Annotated in this window: 17 protein-coding genes; 13 read left to right on the top strand and 4 right to left on the bottom strand. The window is 41.5% G+C overall.

The annotated features are described in order from the left end of the window. Nucleotides 1–50: 50 nt before the first annotated feature. Genes QM923_RS08045 through sdaAB form a run of 3 tightly spaced genes read right to left on the bottom strand, consistent with a single transcriptional unit; the run spans nt 51 to nt 2,259 of the window. A complete protein-coding gene (locus tag QM923_RS08045) occupies nt 51–683 on the bottom strand; it encodes an HAD hydrolase-like protein (RefSeq protein WP_414291479.1) in 633 nt (210 codons plus the stop codon). 23 nt (nt 684–706) lie between these two features. Beyond that, complete coding sequence (gene sdaAA / locus QM923_RS08040; RefSeq protein WP_414291478.1) at nt 707–1,579, bottom strand: L-serine ammonia-lyase, iron-sulfur-dependent, subunit alpha; 873 nt, start codon at nt 1,577–1,579, stop codon at nt 707–709. 8 nt (nt 1,580–1,587) lie between these two features. Next, on the bottom strand, nt 1,588–2,259 hold the full coding sequence (gene sdaAB / locus QM923_RS08035) for an L-serine ammonia-lyase, iron-sulfur-dependent subunit beta (RefSeq protein ID WP_004251057.1): 672 nt from the start codon (nt 2,257–2,259) through the stop codon (nt 1,588–1,590). 240 nt (nt 2,260–2,499) lie between these two features. Here sdaAB and apf point away from each other — a divergent pair, with 240 nt between their 5' ends. Beyond that, a complete protein-coding gene (apf, locus tag QM923_RS08030) occupies nt 2,500–3,126 on the top strand; it encodes an aggregation-promoting factor (RefSeq protein ID WP_414291477.1) in 627 nt (208 codons plus the stop codon). 276 nt (nt 3,127–3,402) lie between these two features. Next, nucleotides 3,403–3,600 carry a hypothetical protein gene (locus QM923_RS08025; protein WP_414291550.1) on the top strand — a complete coding sequence of 66 codons (198 nt, stop codon included), beginning with the start codon at nt 3,403–3,405 and terminating at the stop codon, nt 3,598–3,600. A 178-nt stretch (nt 3,601–3,778) separates the two neighbouring features. On the opposite strand, the gene QM923_RS08020 is transcribed toward QM923_RS08025, so the two are convergent. Further along, nucleotides 3,779–4,582 (bottom strand): hypothetical protein, encoded by an 804-nt coding sequence (locus tag QM923_RS08020; protein ID WP_414291549.1) that lies wholly within the window; start codon nt 4,580–4,582, stop codon nt 3,779–3,781. Between the two features lie 305 nt (nt 4,583–4,887). On the opposite strand from QM923_RS08020, the gene mnmA reads away from it, so the two are divergent. The 11 genes from mnmA (at nt 4,888) to QM923_RS07965 (ending at nt 15,120) form a co-directional block, all read left to right on the top strand. Beyond that, entirely contained in the window at nt 4,888–6,009 is a 1,122-nt protein-coding gene (gene mnmA / locus QM923_RS08015) for a tRNA 2-thiouridine(34) synthase MnmA (RefSeq protein ID WP_414291476.1), read from the top strand. 140 nt (nt 6,010–6,149) lie between these two features. Continuing rightward, entirely contained in the window at nt 6,150–6,605 is a 456-nt protein-coding gene (locus QM923_RS08010; RefSeq protein WP_414291475.1) for an NUDIX hydrolase, read from the top strand. A gap of 8 nt (nt 6,606–6,613) precedes the next feature. Beyond that, a complete protein-coding gene (mnmG, locus tag QM923_RS08005; protein WP_414291474.1) occupies nt 6,614–8,530 on the top strand; it encodes a tRNA uridine-5-carboxymethylaminomethyl(34) synthesis enzyme MnmG in 1,917 nt (638 codons plus the stop codon). A gap of 87 nt (nt 8,531–8,617) precedes the next feature. Further along, nucleotides 8,618–8,752: a hypothetical protein gene (locus tag QM923_RS08000; RefSeq protein WP_024054483.1), complete on the top strand. Its 135-nt coding sequence runs from the start codon at nt 8,618–8,620 to the stop codon at nt 8,750–8,752. A 44-nt stretch (nt 8,753–8,796) separates the two neighbouring features. Continuing rightward, on the top strand, nt 8,797–10,350 hold the full coding sequence (locus tag QM923_RS07995) for a damage-inducible protein CinA (protein ID WP_414291473.1): 1,554 nt from the start codon (nt 8,797–8,799) through the stop codon (nt 10,348–10,350). A 125-nt stretch (nt 10,351–10,475) separates the two neighbouring features. Beyond that, the gene (gene nrdD, locus QM923_RS07990) at nt 10,476–12,683 is read left to right on the top strand and encodes an anaerobic ribonucleoside-triphosphate reductase (protein ID WP_414291548.1); all 2,208 of its coding nucleotides are present in this window, start codon (nt 10,476–10,478) and stop codon (nt 12,681–12,683) included. An 11-nt stretch (nt 12,684–12,694) separates the two neighbouring features. Beyond that, nucleotides 12,695–12,835 (top strand): hypothetical protein, encoded by a 141-nt coding sequence (locus QM923_RS07985; RefSeq protein ID WP_414291472.1) that lies wholly within the window; start codon nt 12,695–12,697, stop codon nt 12,833–12,835. A 38-nt stretch (nt 12,836–12,873) separates the two neighbouring features. Next, nucleotides 12,874–13,374 (top strand): GNAT family N-acetyltransferase, encoded by a 501-nt coding sequence (locus QM923_RS07980; RefSeq protein WP_414291471.1) that lies wholly within the window; start codon nt 12,874–12,876, stop codon nt 13,372–13,374. Nucleotides 13,375–13,383: 9 nt separating this feature from the next. Further along, a complete protein-coding gene (locus tag QM923_RS07975) occupies nt 13,384–13,890 on the top strand; it encodes a GNAT family N-acetyltransferase (RefSeq protein WP_414291470.1) in 507 nt (168 codons plus the stop codon). A gap of 4 nt (nt 13,891–13,894) precedes the next feature. Further along, on the top strand, nt 13,895–14,491 hold the full coding sequence (gene nrdG / locus QM923_RS07970) for an anaerobic ribonucleoside-triphosphate reductase activating protein (RefSeq protein ID WP_414291469.1): 597 nt from the start codon (nt 13,895–13,897) through the stop codon (nt 14,489–14,491). Continuing rightward, nucleotides 14,488–15,120, top strand: a complete 633-nt coding sequence (locus QM923_RS07965; RefSeq protein ID WP_414291468.1) for a uridine kinase family protein — start codon at nt 14,488–14,490, stop codon at nt 15,118–15,120. The genes nrdG and QM923_RS07965 overlap by 4 nt, the downstream gene beginning before the upstream one ends. Nucleotides 15,121–15,350 lie beyond the last annotated feature (230 nt).

Below are 15,350 nucleotides of genomic sequence, written 5' to 3'. Positions count from 1 at the left end.
TCACTAGTTAAAAACACTCCAATAAAATTGGAGTGTTTTTTTAAAATCTTCTATTGTAGTTGACGTAAAATGTCAGCTGGCTGATGTGCAACCCAGTCAGGTTGGTAGCTCATCAACTCTTCTTCTTCACCAAATCCCCAAGTAACAGCTAGTTTTTTTATGCCAGTTTCTTGGGCGCCAATCATATCAAACTTAGTATCTCCGATAAGGACTACTTTTTCGGGGTCCAATTTATGAGTTGCCAAAGCTTGGCGAATGACGTCTGCCTTGTGCACTGCTTGAGGACTTGAACCATAGATGCCGTCAAAGAAATGATCGATTTCAAAATTAGCTGTCATATGGACTGCTGTCGGAGTATTTTTTGTTGTCGTGATATAGAGAGGATATTGTTGGGCTAGTTCAGTGAGTAGTTCCATGATTTGTGGAAAGAGCTTAGCTTCGTAAACTCCCTTATCCTTATAGTAGGAACGATAAAGCTGGATAGCTAGCTCAATCTGCTCAGTTGGTAAGCAACTAGCGAAACTAGTTTCCAATGGCGGCCCCATAAAACCACGGATGGTTTTTGCGTCTGGACTAGGGACTCCCAATTGTTCAAAAGTATAGGTGAAGCCATTGTGAATACCGATCGAGCTGTCCACAAGGGTTCCATCTAAGTCGAAAAAGATGGCTGATAGGGATGACATTGATTCTCCTAGTAATCTTGAAATTATTCGCCGAAGATTTCTTTTTGAAGGCGACGGCCTGTCGGTGTGGCTGCGAGACCACCTTCGGCAGTTTCACGAAAGGCAGTTGGGAGGCTAGAGCCTACTTGGTACATGGCATCAATGACTTCGTCAACTGGGATTTTTGATTCAATACCAGCTAAAGCCATATCAGCTGCGATGAAGGCGAAGCTTGCTCCCATGGCATTACGCTTAACACATGGGACTTCAACCAAACCTGCAACGGGATCGCAGATAAGACCGAGCATATTTTTGATAACGAAGGCGATAGCCTGACTCGCTTGATAAGGAGTTCCACCTGCAGCTAGAGTTAGGGCGGCGGCACTCATGGCAGAGGCGGATCCAACTTCGGCTTGACAGCCTCCTTCAGCTCCCGAGATAGAAGCGTTATTAGCAATGACGAGCCCAAAAGCACCAGCAGCAAAGAGAAAATCTAGTTGTTGTTCATGACTTAAATCTAACTTTTGAATAGCAGATGTGAGAACTGCAGGAAGACAACCTGCGCTACCTGCGGTTGGTGTCGCACACACAAGGCCCATCTTGGCATTGTGCTCATTAACGGCAATGGCGTTACGGGCGGCAGACAAGACAGTGAAGTCTGATAAGGTCTTTCCTTTTTTGATGTAGTGGTCGAGCTTGGCAGCGTCACCACCTGTCAAACCGCTACGAGATTTCTTTTCGCTGAGACCAAGCTCGACGGAAGCTTTCATGACTTCGAGGTTACGTTCCATGAGGAGGAGAACTTCCTCACGCTCACGACCAGTTAGCTCATACTCAGTCCTAATCATGAGCTCAGCAACATTTCCTTGGAAATCAAGTTCGGCTTGTTCGACTAATTCTTTGATAGAGTAAAACATATTTTCTCCTATTGAAAGAAATTGACATTGTGTAAATGAGGAATTTTCCGAATCTCTTCGATAGATTCTTCACAATTACGACTATCAACTTCAATAATCATGATTGCTTTCTCGCCAGCTTTTTCTCGAGTTACATTCATTTGGGCGATGTTGATGCCAAAGCGAGAAAGAGCTTCTGTCACATGAGCAATCATACCTGGAACATCCTGATGGACGATGATGATGGTAGGGGTGTTCATGTTGAGAGATACGGCAAAACCATTTAATTCTGTTACCTGGATATTTCCACCGCCGATTGAAATTCCTGTTACGCTGATAGTCTTACGATCGTTCTTAACAGTGATTTTCGTAGTATTTGGGTGGGGAGCATTACTGTCCTTTTGGATGGTCCATACGATTTTAATGCCACGCTTATGGGCGATTTCTAAACTATTTGGAATTTCAGGATCATCCGTATCCATTCCCAAAATACCAGCTACAAGGGCAAGGTCTGTCCCGTGTCCACGATAGGTTTTTGCAAAAGAGTTAAAAAGCTGGAATTCAACCTCCGTTGGAGTATCATCAAAGATAGATGAAACGATTTTACCGATACGAACAGCTCCTGCCGTGTGACTACTAGATGGCCCAATCATGACTGGTCCAATGATATCAAAGACAGATTGAAAACGAAGTGATTGCATCTGTTTCCCCTTAAAAAGATTCTTACTTCTATTATAGCAAAGATTAGATGTAAGTGCTTAATTACTTTCTGAAATATATAAAAAGATTAAAAAGCTTTTATAACAAGGGTTTTGTAACAAAAAGTGGCTTTTTTAAGTAAATAAATCACAGTTTTGTAACATTTCTACACAAATTCGTTAACAAATAGTAACATTAGAAAGGTATCATGGTAGTATAAGAAAAAAGGAGAACTTTTTTAAATGAAATTAAACATTAAGACTAAACTTGCAGGATTTGCAGTTGTACTTGCTTTCCTTGCACCATCACTTACTTTTGCACAAGAAACAAAAACTTATACAGTTAAACCTGGAGATACTCTTTCAGAAATTGCTGAGACTTACAACACAACAGTTGAAAAATTAGCTAAATTGAACAACATTAAAAATGTTGACCTTATCTTTATTGACCAAGTATTGGTTATTGATGGGACAGCTCCAGTTGCTGAAACTACAACAACAGAAGCTCCTGTAGCAGAAGTTGAAGAAACTCCAGCAGTTGCTGAAACTGTTGTAGAAGAAACTACATATGAAGAAACTTACGAAGCTCCAGCTTCAGCACCTGCAGCAGCAGAAAGCTACTCAGCTCCAGCTGCAACTGTAAGTGGATCTGAAGCAGAAGCGAAAGAATGGATCGCTCAAAAAGAATCAGGCGGTAGCTACACAGCGACAAACGGACGTTACATTGGACGTTACCAATTGACAGATTCTTACTTGAACGGCGACTACTCAGCTGAAAACCAAGAACGTGTAGCAGACGCTTATGTTGCAGGACGTTACGGTTCATGGACAGTTGCTAAGAACTTCTGGCTTAACAACGGTTGGTATTAAGAAGATATAGAAAAGGAAGTCTCAATGACTTTCTTTTTTGTTTACAAAGATATCGACTTCTCGCTCTAGTTCTGTTAGTAAGTGTTCATCTTCTACTAGCTTAGCTAAGGAGAGTCCATTTTGTATCAACTGAGCATCATTAGTACAAATGCCTATACGAATATAGGAAAACGCAAGTGTGTCATACTGTCTGCTTATTTTTGCTTCCTCCAAGAGAGTGTAGCAAAGCTGCTTGCAAAGTAACTTATCACCATTGTAAAGATAAAGAGTTGAGAGATTCAGCAGCAACATCATATTTTGTCATTTTTATTATATCTAAGCATGTCTACTAGTCCAATAATTGGACTAGTGATTGGACATACTGAAATAAATCCAATAAATTCTATTATTATAGCTCTTAGTACGATATGGGCATTACTTTTGATATTATCAAGGGTGTATAGAAAATATTTTTATAGAGACAAAGATGACTAAAGTTTTTATCAATAATTGGCTCCATAATATCTATAGGGAATTAACCTGCTACCAATATCATAGAGCCCTAAAAAAGAGCCGTTTAAGGCTCTTTTTGTGTGTTTATATTTGATGAGAGATCATTATAAACATTGGTGTTGAGGGCTTACAAGTTTATGGGATTTCGCCATCTAGATTATTAGTTAGACGAACGGGTTGTATCGCTATTAGACTCTGCTTGAGAACCGGAAGAATCAGCAGTTTGACCTCCTGTATTAGCGCCATTATCTCCTCCCCTGCTAGCACTATCAGTTGAGTATTGGTCCGTTGCAGGTGCTTGGGAATTAGATATGCTTCCATTTGTTTCTGGATAGCTTTGAATATAGCTACTATCTTCTGAACGGCTGGCTTCTAGTCCGGCATCTCTAGTAGTCGTTTCTGTTTGGGTAGTTTTTTCTTCTTCTTTTTTGGTCAAGACTTCAACTTGTTTTTGGAATTTAGAGATTAGTTCTTGAATTGGTTTTATCTTTTCTTCAAGAGCAGCTTGGTCGCTGGCAGAATTAATGTTTTTAATGATGTCTAGTATTTTTTGTAAGGAAGTGATGGCTGTCTCAAGTGTTTGTTTATCTTGAAACTGGCTATCAGAATCCTTTATATCTAATTTCAAAGCTTTTTCACTATAATGATTTGTGACTTTATCGGCAGTAGAAGCGAGAAAGTCTGCTAATGTCTTTTTGCCTTCATCAGTAGTTGGTTTTAATTCTTGAATTTTTTTCCAATCTTCTATAATGGTTTCAGAATCAATATTGAAGTCTTTAATAGCGTTTTTTACTTGCTCGACATCTTGTTGATTTTTTTGTTGTTTGATGAGAGCAACGTTCCCTCTCTCTGTTTGGATTTTTTCTTGATGGAGGACTAAGCCTGTCAAAAGTCCAATACCTGCAATAAGTGTAATAATAAAAATAGTATTTTTTGATTTTAGAATATCTTTGTAGTTGTTCACATTAGTTCTACGCACATGGATGATGGTGTATATATGGAATCATGTGCGCATTCCTCCTTATTAAAGTATATCATTTTTAGTTGATTTTAAAAATAAGTTTTTAAAGAGAATAGAGATTTGGGAATGGATTGATTTCTTTTGTATCCTATCTTCATGTATTTATAAAAGAGGTGGCTAGGTTTGTCAGCATCTTCCTTGTCTTCTATAACCAAGCATGTTATAATGAAAACTGCTCAAACGACCTTCAATCGTGATAGCAAACACGACCTTCAATCGTGAATAAACGAATAGATGGGAGAACTACCATGAGTGATAACTCTAAAACACGTGTTGTCGTGGGGATGAGTGGTGGTGTTGATTCGTCGGTGACGGCTCTCTTGCTCAAGGAGCAGGGCTACGATGTGATTGGTATCTTCATGAAGAACTGGGATGACACAGATGAAAACGGCGTCTGTACGGCGACCGAAGATTACAAGGATGTGGCTGCAGTGGCAGACCAACTTGGCATTCCTTACTACTCTGTCAATTTTGAAAAAGAGTACTGGGACCGCGTTTTTGAGTATTTCCTAGCGGAATACCGTGCAGGACGCACGCCAAATCCAGACGTTATGTGTAACAAGGAAATCAAGTTTAAGGCCTTTTTGGACTATGCGATGACCTTGGGAGCAGATTATGTAGCGACTGGGCACTATGCCCGAGTGGCGCGTGATGAGGATGGCATCGTTCACATGCTTCGTGGCGTGGACAATGGCAAGGATCAGACCTATTTCCTCAGTCAACTTTCACAAGAACAATTACAAAAGACCATGTTCCCATTGGGACATTTGGAAAAGCCTGAAGTTCGCAAACTAGCAGAAGAAGCAGGCCTTGCGACTGCTAAGAAGAAAGATTCAACAGGGATTTGCTTTATTGGAGAAAAGAACTTTAAAGAATTTCTCAGCAACTACTTACCAGCTCAGCCTGGTCGAATGATGACTGTGGATGGTCGCGATATGGGTGAGCATGCTGGTCTGATGTACTATACGATCGGTCAGCGTGGCGGACTCGGTATCGGCGGGCAACACGGTGGGGACAATGCCCCTTGGTTCGTTGTTGGAAAAGATCTGAGTCAGAATATTCTCTATGTAGGTCAAGGATTCTACCATGACTCGCTTATGTCAACTAGCTTAGAAGCCAGTCAGGTCCACTTTACTCGTGATATGCCAGAGGAATTTACGTTAGAATGCACGGCTAAATTCCGCTATCGTCAGCCTGATTCTAAGGTGACCGTCCATGTCAAAGGAGATAAGGCTGAAGTCATCTTTGCAGAACCTCAGCGCGCCATTACACCAGGACAGGCAGTTGTCTTTTACGATGGCGAAGAGTGTCTTGGTGGTGGCTTGATTGACAATGCCTACCGCAATGGACAAGTTTGTCAGTACATTTAGATTGACAAATGTTCTCAATTTGCTACAATAATAAAAGCAATAGAAATGATGGTCAAAGCTCATGGATGTTGCAGGCTTTTTTGTCCTGCACTTCTTACGAGTTTTGACTGTTTTTGTGTCGTTTAAGGGAAAGGACAAGAATGACTCAGCAAGACTTTCGGACAAAGGTGGGGAACACAGTTTTTGGCGTTCGGGCGACAGCTTTGATTCTTCAAAATGGCAAGCTCCTAGTCACCAAAGATAAGGGCAAGTATTACACCATTGGCGGTGCGATTCAAGTCAATGAAAGCACGGAAGACGCGGTAGTCCGTGAAGTGAGGGAAGAATTGGGTGTCAAAGCTGAGGCTAGACAGCTAGCTTTTGTGGTTGAAAATCGTTTTGAAGAGGACGGTGTTTCCTATCACAACATTGAGTTTCATTATCTGGTGGACAAGCTTGAGGATGCCCCATTGACCATGCAGGAAGATGAGAAAAGGCAGCCCTGTGAGTGGATTGACTTGGACAAGCTTGAGGATTTCCAACTAGTTCCAGCCTTTTTAAAAACAGCCCTACCAGCTTGGGACGGCCAACTAAGACACATTCATTTTGAGGAATAGGAGAGAAAATGACTTATAATTTTACGGAAGAATACGATATTATTGTAATCGGTGCGGGACATGCGGGGGTCGAAGCTTCCCTAGCTGCGAGCCGTATGGGTTGCAAGGTCTTGCTTGCGACCATCAACATTGAAATGTTGGCTTTCATGCCATGTAATCCATCTATTGGTGGTTCTGCCAAGGGGATTGTCGTTCGTGAAGTGGATGCCCTTGGTGGGGAGATGGCTAAGACCATTGACAAGAGTTACATCCAGATGAAGATGCTTAACACTGGGAAGGGACCAGCTGTCCGTGCCCTTCGTGCGCAGGCTGATAAGGAACTTTACTCTAAGGAAATGCGCAAGACGGTTGAAAATCAAGAAAATCTAACCCTTCGTCAAACAATGATTGATGAGATTTTGGTGGAAGATGGCAAGGTTGTCGGTGTTCGTACAGCTACCCATCAAGAGTATGCTGCCAAGGCCGTTATCGTAACCACAGGGACAGCCCTCCGTGGGGAAATCATCATCGGAGATCTCAAGTACTCATCAGGGCCAAACCACAGTCTAGCTTCTATTAATCTAGCTAATAATCTCAAGGAACTTGGACTTGAAATCGGTCGTTTCAAGACAGGAACTCCACCGCGCGTCAAGGCTTCCTCTATCAACTATGATGTGACAGAGATTCAGCCGGGGGACGAGGCGCCAAATCACTTCTCTTACACTTCACGTGATGAAGATTATGTCAAAGACCAAGTACCGTGCTGGTTGACCTACACCAATGGTACCAGTCATGAGATTATCCAAAACAACCTCCATCGTGCGCCTATGTTTACAGGTGTGGTTAAGGGAGTGGGACCTCGTTACTGTCCGTCGATTGAGGACAAGATTGTGCGTTTTGCAGACAAGGAACGCCACCAACTCTTCCTAGAACCAGAAGGACGAAACACAGAAGAAGTTTATGTGCAAGGTCTCTCAACCAGTCTTCCTGAGGATGTCCAACGTGACTTGGTTCATTCTATCAAAGGTTTGGAAAATGCAGAGATGATGCGTACAGGTTATGCCATTGAGTATGACATGGTTTTGCCTCATCAGTTGCGTGCAACTCTAGAAACCAAGAAAATCTCAGGACTTTTCACAGCTGGTCAAACAAATGGTACATCTGGTTACGAAGAGGCAGCTGGTCAAGGGATTATCGCGGGTATCAACGCAGCGCTGAAAATCCAAGGCAAGCCTGAGTTAATTTTGAAGCGCAGTGACGGTTATATCGGAGTGATGATTGATGACTTGGTGACCAAGGGGACCATTGAACCTTACCGTCTCTTGACCAGTCGTGCAGAATACCGACTCATCCTCCGTCATGACAATGCCGATATGCGTTTGACTGAGATGGGGCGCGAGATTGGGCTTGTTGACGATGAACGTTGGGCTCGTTTTGAAATCAAGAAAAATCAATTTGAAAATGAAATGAAGCGTTTAGACAGCATCAAACTCAAGCCAGTCAAGGAAACAAATGCTAAGGTTGAGGAGATGGGCTTCAAGCCATTGACAGATGCGGTGACAGCCAAGGAATTCCTTCGTCGCCCAGAAGTCTCTTACCAAGATGTGGTGGCCTTCATCGGACCTGCTGCTGAAGAGTTAGATGACAAGATTATCGAATTGATTGAAACAGAAATCAAGTACGAAGGCTATATCTCAAAAGCCATGGATCAGGTTGCCAAGATGAAACGCATGGAAGAAAAACGGATTCCAGCGAATATTGACTGGGATGATATTGACTCTATCGCGACGGAAGCTCGTCAGAAGTTTAAGCTCATCAATCCAGAAACCATCGGCCAAGCTAGCCGTATTTCAGGAGTAAACCCAGCAGATATTTCTATTCTTATGGTGTATTTAGAAGGTAAAAATCGAAGCATTTCTAAAAACTTAGAAAAGAAAGCTGACTAAAAATAAAAAGCTGAATTCTCTAATGAAAATTCAGCTTTTTTTAGTTTTTTCTTCATTTTTCGAATTAAGAGAAAAGGAGAAATGACTATGCTGACAGTAGAAGAAAAAAATTTTTTAGACCGCTATAAAAGAGTTTCATATCATCGTTTTTATGAGATTGAACGCTTTGTTACCTTGTCTGAAAAGTTGAGCGAACGTCCGCCAAAGGCTGACAAGAACTAGACTTTTTGATATACTAGAACAAATTAAAATATAGGAGAGAGCGAATGAACGTATATGGCAGATTAGAAGACGAACCAACTCCAACTTGGATGGGAAGTCAGGATGCTCCAGTAGAAAATGAGGAGCAACTCGAGGTTGAAACTCGTCAGCCTGCCCGCTTACCATTTTTGAATATCCTCTTTTTGAGTACTCTAGTGGTGCTTGTGTCCGTAATTTTACCCTTCTTCTTAGGGTTAATAAGTCCGGAGCAGTCTCAAGATTTTTATATTGGATGGGCTATGCATCAGAGCGGAGCTATTTACACAGATTATTTTGGGACTAGTGGGCTCCTCTATTACTTTTTACAGTATTTAACCAAGGGCAGTATTTTGTTTGCTGTTTTTAATTGGTTGGCCTTAGTAGGTGCCGGATTCTTTCTTTTCCGTTCGGCTTACAATCTGACGGAACAAAACAAGCAATCGCAACAAGTGTTGACGGTCTTTTATGTCCTGGCTAGTGCTCTTAGTTTTGGTGGGGGATATGCAACTATTCTAGCCCTTCCATTCTTGTTCTATGCCTTGAGTTTAGTAACAGATTATTTGTCAGAACCAAGTCATGACAAAGGATTTATCCGGATTGGAGCTAGCTTGGCTCTAGCATTTTTCTTTGCGCCCGTGGTCACAGCTTTGTATGGATTTGTTTTGTTTTTTGCTCTAACAGCTTTTAATGTTGGTCGCAATAACTTGAATCATGGTCTCTATCAATTTTTTGCAGCGGGCCTTGGTTTTTCAATCTTCTTTTATCCAATTGGATACTACACAGCTTATAAAGGCAGTTTCGGAAATGCCATTAGTCAAATCCTTTATCCATTAGATAGTTTAAACTTTACGTCTAACTCGGGATTACTCGACAATATCCTCTTTTATGGATTGTTAGCAATTGCTCTTGGAGCATTGATGCTAGCATTTACAGGTCTCTTCCAATCTAAACCATTGAAACAGTCAGTCTTATCAATCTCTGCTTCAATAGCTGTCATTTTGGTATTAATTTTAGAGATTTTTTCTACAGATCTTATCCATGGTAGTCGTATGATTGAGTTCCTTCCTTTCTTATCGCTTCTTTTGCTGACACGAATTCCAACAGAGAAAGCGGAAGGAGCGAATCGCCGTAGACGATCTAGAGGAGAAACTTCGGTGTGGGGAGCTTTTGTAAAAGGAAATATCTATCTACCAATTTTAGCTCTTGCTTACCTATTCTTAGCACCTGTAGTATCACGATATTTACTTCATGCTGAACTATATCAAGAACGTACAGCCATCGAAACTAAAGTCAAAGGGGAAACGCAAGCTACAGATCGTATCTATGTTTGGGATAATCTGACAAGTAGCTATAAAGCTAGCGAACGCTTGTCTGCTAGTCAGTTGCTTTCGCCTAGATTGCATACAGGACTTGATACAAATCGTACTAAACTTGTAAATGATCTACGAGATAATCAACCAAAGATGATTGTAGTGAATACCAAAACATCTCTTTGGACAGAAGTTGAGCAACTTTTAGCTGAAAATTATCAAGCGGTTCAAAGTGAATTCAAAGATTTTAAACTCTATAAATTAAAATAAAAACTATCAATATCTTGTGTAATTTTAAAAAAATTTTATTTTTTAACACAAGATATTGATTTTTATTTTTTTAGTGATATAATACTTTTTAGAATCAATATTATATTTAAGAAAAGGGTATGGATATGATTGTATTGGAAGAGAAGGCTGTCCCTGATCCGACTTTATTCGTTGAAAAGCGTGACGGCAGACGTGTAATTTTTGATGTAGACAAGATTGACAAAGCGCTTCATAAGGCTGCTGAAAAAGTTATGGATGTAACCCCTTTAGTCGAAAAGCGACTTAGTACCCTAGTTGAACGTATCGTTGAAGAAATTCATAGCCGTTTCCCACAAGGTGTAAAAATCTATGAAATCCAAAATATCGTAGAACACGAGTTGTTGGAAGCAAAAGAATACGCCTTGGCTGAGGAGTATATCACCTATCGGACTCAGAGGGATTTTGAGCGCTCAAAAGCGACAGATATCAACTTTAGTATTCATAAACTTCTCAATAAAGATCAGGCGGTTGTCAATGAAAATGCCAATAAGGATAGTGATGTTTTTAATACCCAGCGTGATTTGACAGCAGGGATTGTTGGGAAATCCATCGGACTTCAAATGCTTCCTAAACATGTGGCTAATGCCCATCAAAAAGGGGATATCCACTATCATGATTTGGACTACAGTCCCTATACCCCTATGACCAACTGCTGTTTGATTGATTTCAAGGGCATGTTGGAAAATGGTTTTAAGATTGGGAATGCTGAGGTAGAGAGTCCCAAGTCTATCCAAACTGCGACAGCACAGATTTCACAAATCATCGCCAATGTTGCATCAAGTCAGTATGGAGGCTGTTCAGCAGACCGTATTGATGAAGTTTTGGCTCCTTATGCAGAGAAAAATTACCAAAAGCACCTCAAGGATGCGGAGGAATGGGTTCTGCCTGACAAGCGCCAAGAATATGCCTGGAAGAAAACCCAAAAAGACATCTACGATGCCATGCAATCTCTAGAGTACGAGATTAATACCCTCTTTACATCAAATGGGCAAACGCCATTTACCTCTCTTGGTTTCGGTCTAGGAACCAGTCGTTTTGAACGTGAAATTCAAAAGGCAATCCTGAATATTCGTATCAAGGGGCTTGGTTCAGAACACCGTACAGCCATCTTCCCTAAACTCATCTTTACGCTAAAAAGAGGTCTTAACTTAGAGGAAGGCTCACCTAACTACGACATCAAGCAGTTGGCTCTTGAGTGTGCAACTAAGCGCATGTACCCGGATGTCTTGTCTTATGATAAGATTGTCGAGTTGACTGGTTCTTTCAAAGTTCCGATGGGATGCCGTTCATTCCTTCAAGGATGGAAGGATGAAAATGGAGTAGAAGTCAATTCGGGCCGTATGAACCTAGGAGTTGTGACAGTCAATCTTCCTCGTATCGCTCTTGAGTCCGAAGGAGACATGAACAAGTTCTGGGAAATCTTCAATGAGCGTATGAATATCGCGGAAGATGCTTTGGTTTACCGTGTGGAAAGAACCAAGGAAGCCACTCCAGCTAATGCACCAATTCTTTATCAATATGGGGCCTTCGGACGTCGTCTTGGAAAAGAAGAAAGTGTTGATCAACTCTTTAAGAATCGTCGTGCGACTATCTCTCTGGGCTATATTGGCTTGTACGAGGTAGCGACAGTCTTCTTTGGTAATCATTGGGAAAATAATCCAGAAGCCAAAGAGTTCACCCTTGATATTATTCGCGATATGAAACGTCGAGTAGAAGAATGGTCTGACCAATATGGTTACCATTTCTCTATCTATTCAACGCCGTCTGAAAGTTTGACAGACCGCTTCTGTCGCTTGGATACGGAGAAATTCGGCTCTATTCCAGATATTACTGATAAAGAATACTACACAAATTCCTTCCATTATGATGTGCGTAAAAATCCAACTCCTTTTGAAAAACTAGATTTTGAGAAGGTTTATCCAGAAGCGGGTGCATCAGGTGGATTTATCCACTACTGTGAGTATCCAGTTCTCCAACAAAATCCAAAGGCCTTGGAAGCTGTTTGGGACTATGCTTATGATCGTGTAGGTTATCTCGGAACCAATACTCCGATTGACCGCTGTTACAAGTGTGATTTTGAAGGAGATTTTGAACCTACTGAGAGAGGATTTGCTTGTCCCAACTGTGGTAATAATGATCCTAAAACAGTAGATGTTGTTAAACGAACTTGTGGTTATTTAGGGAATCCTCAAGCACGTCCGATGGTTAATGGACGTCATAAGGAAATTGCTGCGCGTGTCAAACACATGAACGGTTCTACTATTAAAACGGCAGGACATGAAGTAAGAAATTAGAAAGAGATAGCATGGGAAAATATCAATTAGATGATAAAGGCAAGGCCTTGGTTCAACGATTCCACGAGAAACATTCAAAAGGTGGAAGTAATAAAAAAGACCGAGTGGCTAGCCTTAGAGAACAATTTTTAAACAAAAATAAGAAAAAGTGAGAGTTCCCTCTCACTTTTCTTATAGCAGGGAGGGGAATATGGAACTACGCAGACCAAGATTGGCAGATAAAGAAACAGTTTTAGAGATGATGGCAGAGTTTGAACAGACTCAATCAGCCCACGATGGCGGATTTTGGGATGCTGAGAATTTTGTTTATGAAGAGTGGCTAGAAGAAAATCTTCAAGCGGAAGCGGGACTCGATATTCCTGAAAACTGGGTTCCTGCTATCCAGCTGGTTAGTTTTGACGTAGCAGACCAGGCTCTTGGCTTTCTCAACCTTCGTCTCCGATTAAATGACTACTTACTAGAAAATGGGGGCCATATTGGCTATTCCATCCGCCCGTCTGAAAGAGGTAAGGGCTACGCCAAAGAATCCCTCCGACAAGGTTTGCAAGTTGCTAAGGGAAAGAATATTAAACGAGCACTGCTGACTTGTAGCACAGAAAATCAAGCAAGCCGAGCCGTTATCTTAGCTAATGGTGGGGAGTTGGAGGATGTTCGAAACGGAACGGAGCGCTATTGGATTGATGTCGATTAAGGAGGAAACATGGAGCTAAGACGACCAACTTTGGAAGATAAAGAAGCGATATTAGAGATGATTGCGGAGTTCGATGCAGCAAAATCCTATATGCACGGTGGCATGGGCTCCGCTTGGAAGCGAGCAAAGGATTATGAGGATTGTTTAAAGATTGTAGAGCAGCAGGAGGATGCTGCCAACCTGCCAGTAGGCTGGGTTCCTGCAATCAAATTTTTATCCTTTGATGAGACTGGCTTGCCTTTGGGATTTTTAGCCCTGCGCTTGTCCTTGAATGACAAATTATTTGTGGAAGGCGGTCATATTGGCTATTCTATCCGTCCCAGTCAACGAGGCAAAGGATATGGGAAGGAGCAGTTGAGATTAGGACTAGCAGAGGCTCGAAAGCAAGGATTGGAACGAGTGCTGATTACCTGCGATGAAGACAACAAAGCCAGCCGCCGCACAATTCTCTCCGCTGGTGGTGTTTACGAAAATACAATAGATAGAAGTCAGCGCTACTGGATAGATTTGGAGTAGAAGGATGACTTGGAATACACCAAAACCAGGCGAGTGGAAAAGTGAGGAGCTTAGTAAGGGGCGTATCATTGACTATAAGGCTTTTAACTTTGTGGATGGAGAAGGGGTGCGCAACTCCCTTTACGTAGCAGGCTGTATGTTTCACTGTGAGGGCTGTTACAACGTAGCGACTTGGTCCTTTAATGCAGGCATACCTTATACCCCAGAGTTGGAAGAGCAAATCATAGCAGACCTAGCCCAACCCTATGTTCAAGGCTTGACTTTATTAGGAGGAGAACCCTTCCTAAATACAGGAATTCTCTTGCCTCTCGTGAAACGTATACGGAAAGAATTGCCAGAAAAAGATATCTGGTCTTGGACGGGATACACATGGGAAGAAATGATGTTAGAGACTCCTGACAAACTCGAACTTTTATCTATGATTGATATCTTGGTTGATGGACGGTATGATAAAAGCAAGAGAAATCTCATGCTTCAGTTCCGCGGCTCTTCCAATCAACGAATTATCGATGTGCAAAAATCTCTGGAAAGTGGAAAAGTAGTTATTTGGGACAAGCTTAATGATGGGAAGCAAAGCTATGAACAGGTGAAGAGAGAATGAAGGAAAAAGACTTAATAGAAAGACTAGTATCAGAAATAGAGTCTGGAAAAGTAAAAACGCTGGGTATCTACGGCCATGGAGCTTCAGGGAAATCAACTTTTGCTCAGGAATTATATCAAGCCCTAGATTCTACTACAGTAAATTTGCTAGAAACAGATCCCTATATCACCTCAGAACGTCACCTGGTAGTACCAAAGCAAGCACCTGATCAAAAGGTGACAGCCTGTCTGCCAGTGGCGCATGAACTGGCAAGTTTGCGGAGAGACATCCTAGCCTTACAGGCGGGTATGGATGTCTTAACAATAGATGAACCTTGGAAGGCTAGTGAGGTCTTATCGGGAGCAAAACCGATTCTGATTGTTGAAGGGATGTCTGTGGGTTTTCTACCCAAGGAACTCTTTGACAAAACCATCTGCTTCTACGTGGACGAAGAAACAGAATTAAAAAGGCGTCTAGCTCGAGATACGACTGTGAGAAATGGCGATGCATCCTTTATATTGGCTAGTCAGCAAATGAGACGAGAACAGTATCTGCAATACTATAAAGAAACCGAGTCAAAAGCGGATATCTTGATAAATCAATCAAATGATAAATTTCAGATCAAAACGAATATTATGAATAATATATAGAAGAAAAAATAAAAATTTGCTCTTCATTTATGCTTTTTTGAGATAAGGAGCGATAAGAAAACAGTTTCATTCGAAAAATTAAAAAAATCCTGTCAAATCCCTTGCAATCGCAGGGGCTTTGTGTTATTCTATTATGGTGCTGTAAATTACAGTCTTAGCTTTGATGCAAGAGGTTGCGACACGCTCGGTTGCATTGCCACGCAACGCGCGTCGGTTTTCTTGTGGAGCTA

This window comes from Streptococcus infantis, assembly GCF_047463275.1.
GTDB lineage: Bacteria > Bacillota > Bacilli > Lactobacillales > Streptococcaceae > Streptococcus > Streptococcus infantis_AF.
This window is presented reverse-complemented; position numbering and strand designations above follow the sequence as displayed.

Coding starts and splice junctions, on each gene's coding strand:
- QM923_RS08010 (WP_414291475.1), top strand. CDS start 6,150: ATGACTCAGCAAGACTTTCGGACAAAGGTGGGGAACACAGTTTTTGGC.
- nrdG (WP_414291469.1), top strand. CDS start 13,895: ATGACTTGGAATACACCAAAACCAGGCGAGTGGAAAAGTGAGGAGCTT.
- sdaAB (WP_004251057.1), bottom strand. CDS start 2,259: ATGCAATCACTTCGTTTTCAATCTGTCTTTGATATCATTGGACCAGTC.
- QM923_RS07995 (WP_414291473.1), top strand. CDS start 8,797: ATGAACGTATATGGCAGATTAGAAGACGAACCAACTCCAACTTGGATG.
- QM923_RS08045 (WP_414291479.1), bottom strand. CDS start 683: ATGTCATCCCTATCAGCCATCTTTTTCGACTTAGATGGAACCCTTGTG.
- mnmG (WP_414291474.1), top strand. CDS start 6,614: ATGACTTATAATTTTACGGAAGAATACGATATTATTGTAATCGGTGCG.
- QM923_RS07980 (WP_414291471.1), top strand. CDS start 12,874: ATGGAACTACGCAGACCAAGATTGGCAGATAAAGAAACAGTTTTAGAG.
- QM923_RS07965 (WP_414291468.1), top strand. CDS start 14,488: ATGAAGGAAAAAGACTTAATAGAAAGACTAGTATCAGAAATAGAGTCT.
- QM923_RS07975 (WP_414291470.1), top strand. CDS start 13,384: ATGGAGCTAAGACGACCAACTTTGGAAGATAAAGAAGCGATATTAGAG.
- QM923_RS08000 (WP_024054483.1), top strand. CDS start 8,618: ATGCTGACAGTAGAAGAAAAAAATTTTTTAGACCGCTATAAAAGAGTT.
- mnmA (WP_414291476.1), top strand. CDS start 4,888: ATGAGTGATAACTCTAAAACACGTGTTGTCGTGGGGATGAGTGGTGGT.
- sdaAA (WP_414291478.1), bottom strand. CDS start 1,579: ATGTTTTACTCTATCAAAGAATTAGTCGAACAAGCCGAACTTGATTTC.
- nrdD (WP_414291548.1), top strand. CDS start 10,476: ATGATTGTATTGGAAGAGAAGGCTGTCCCTGATCCGACTTTATTCGTT.
- QM923_RS07985 (WP_414291472.1), top strand. CDS start 12,695: ATGGGAAAATATCAATTAGATGATAAAGGCAAGGCCTTGGTTCAACGA.
- apf (WP_414291477.1), top strand. CDS start 2,500: ATGAAATTAAACATTAAGACTAAACTTGCAGGATTTGCAGTTGTACTT.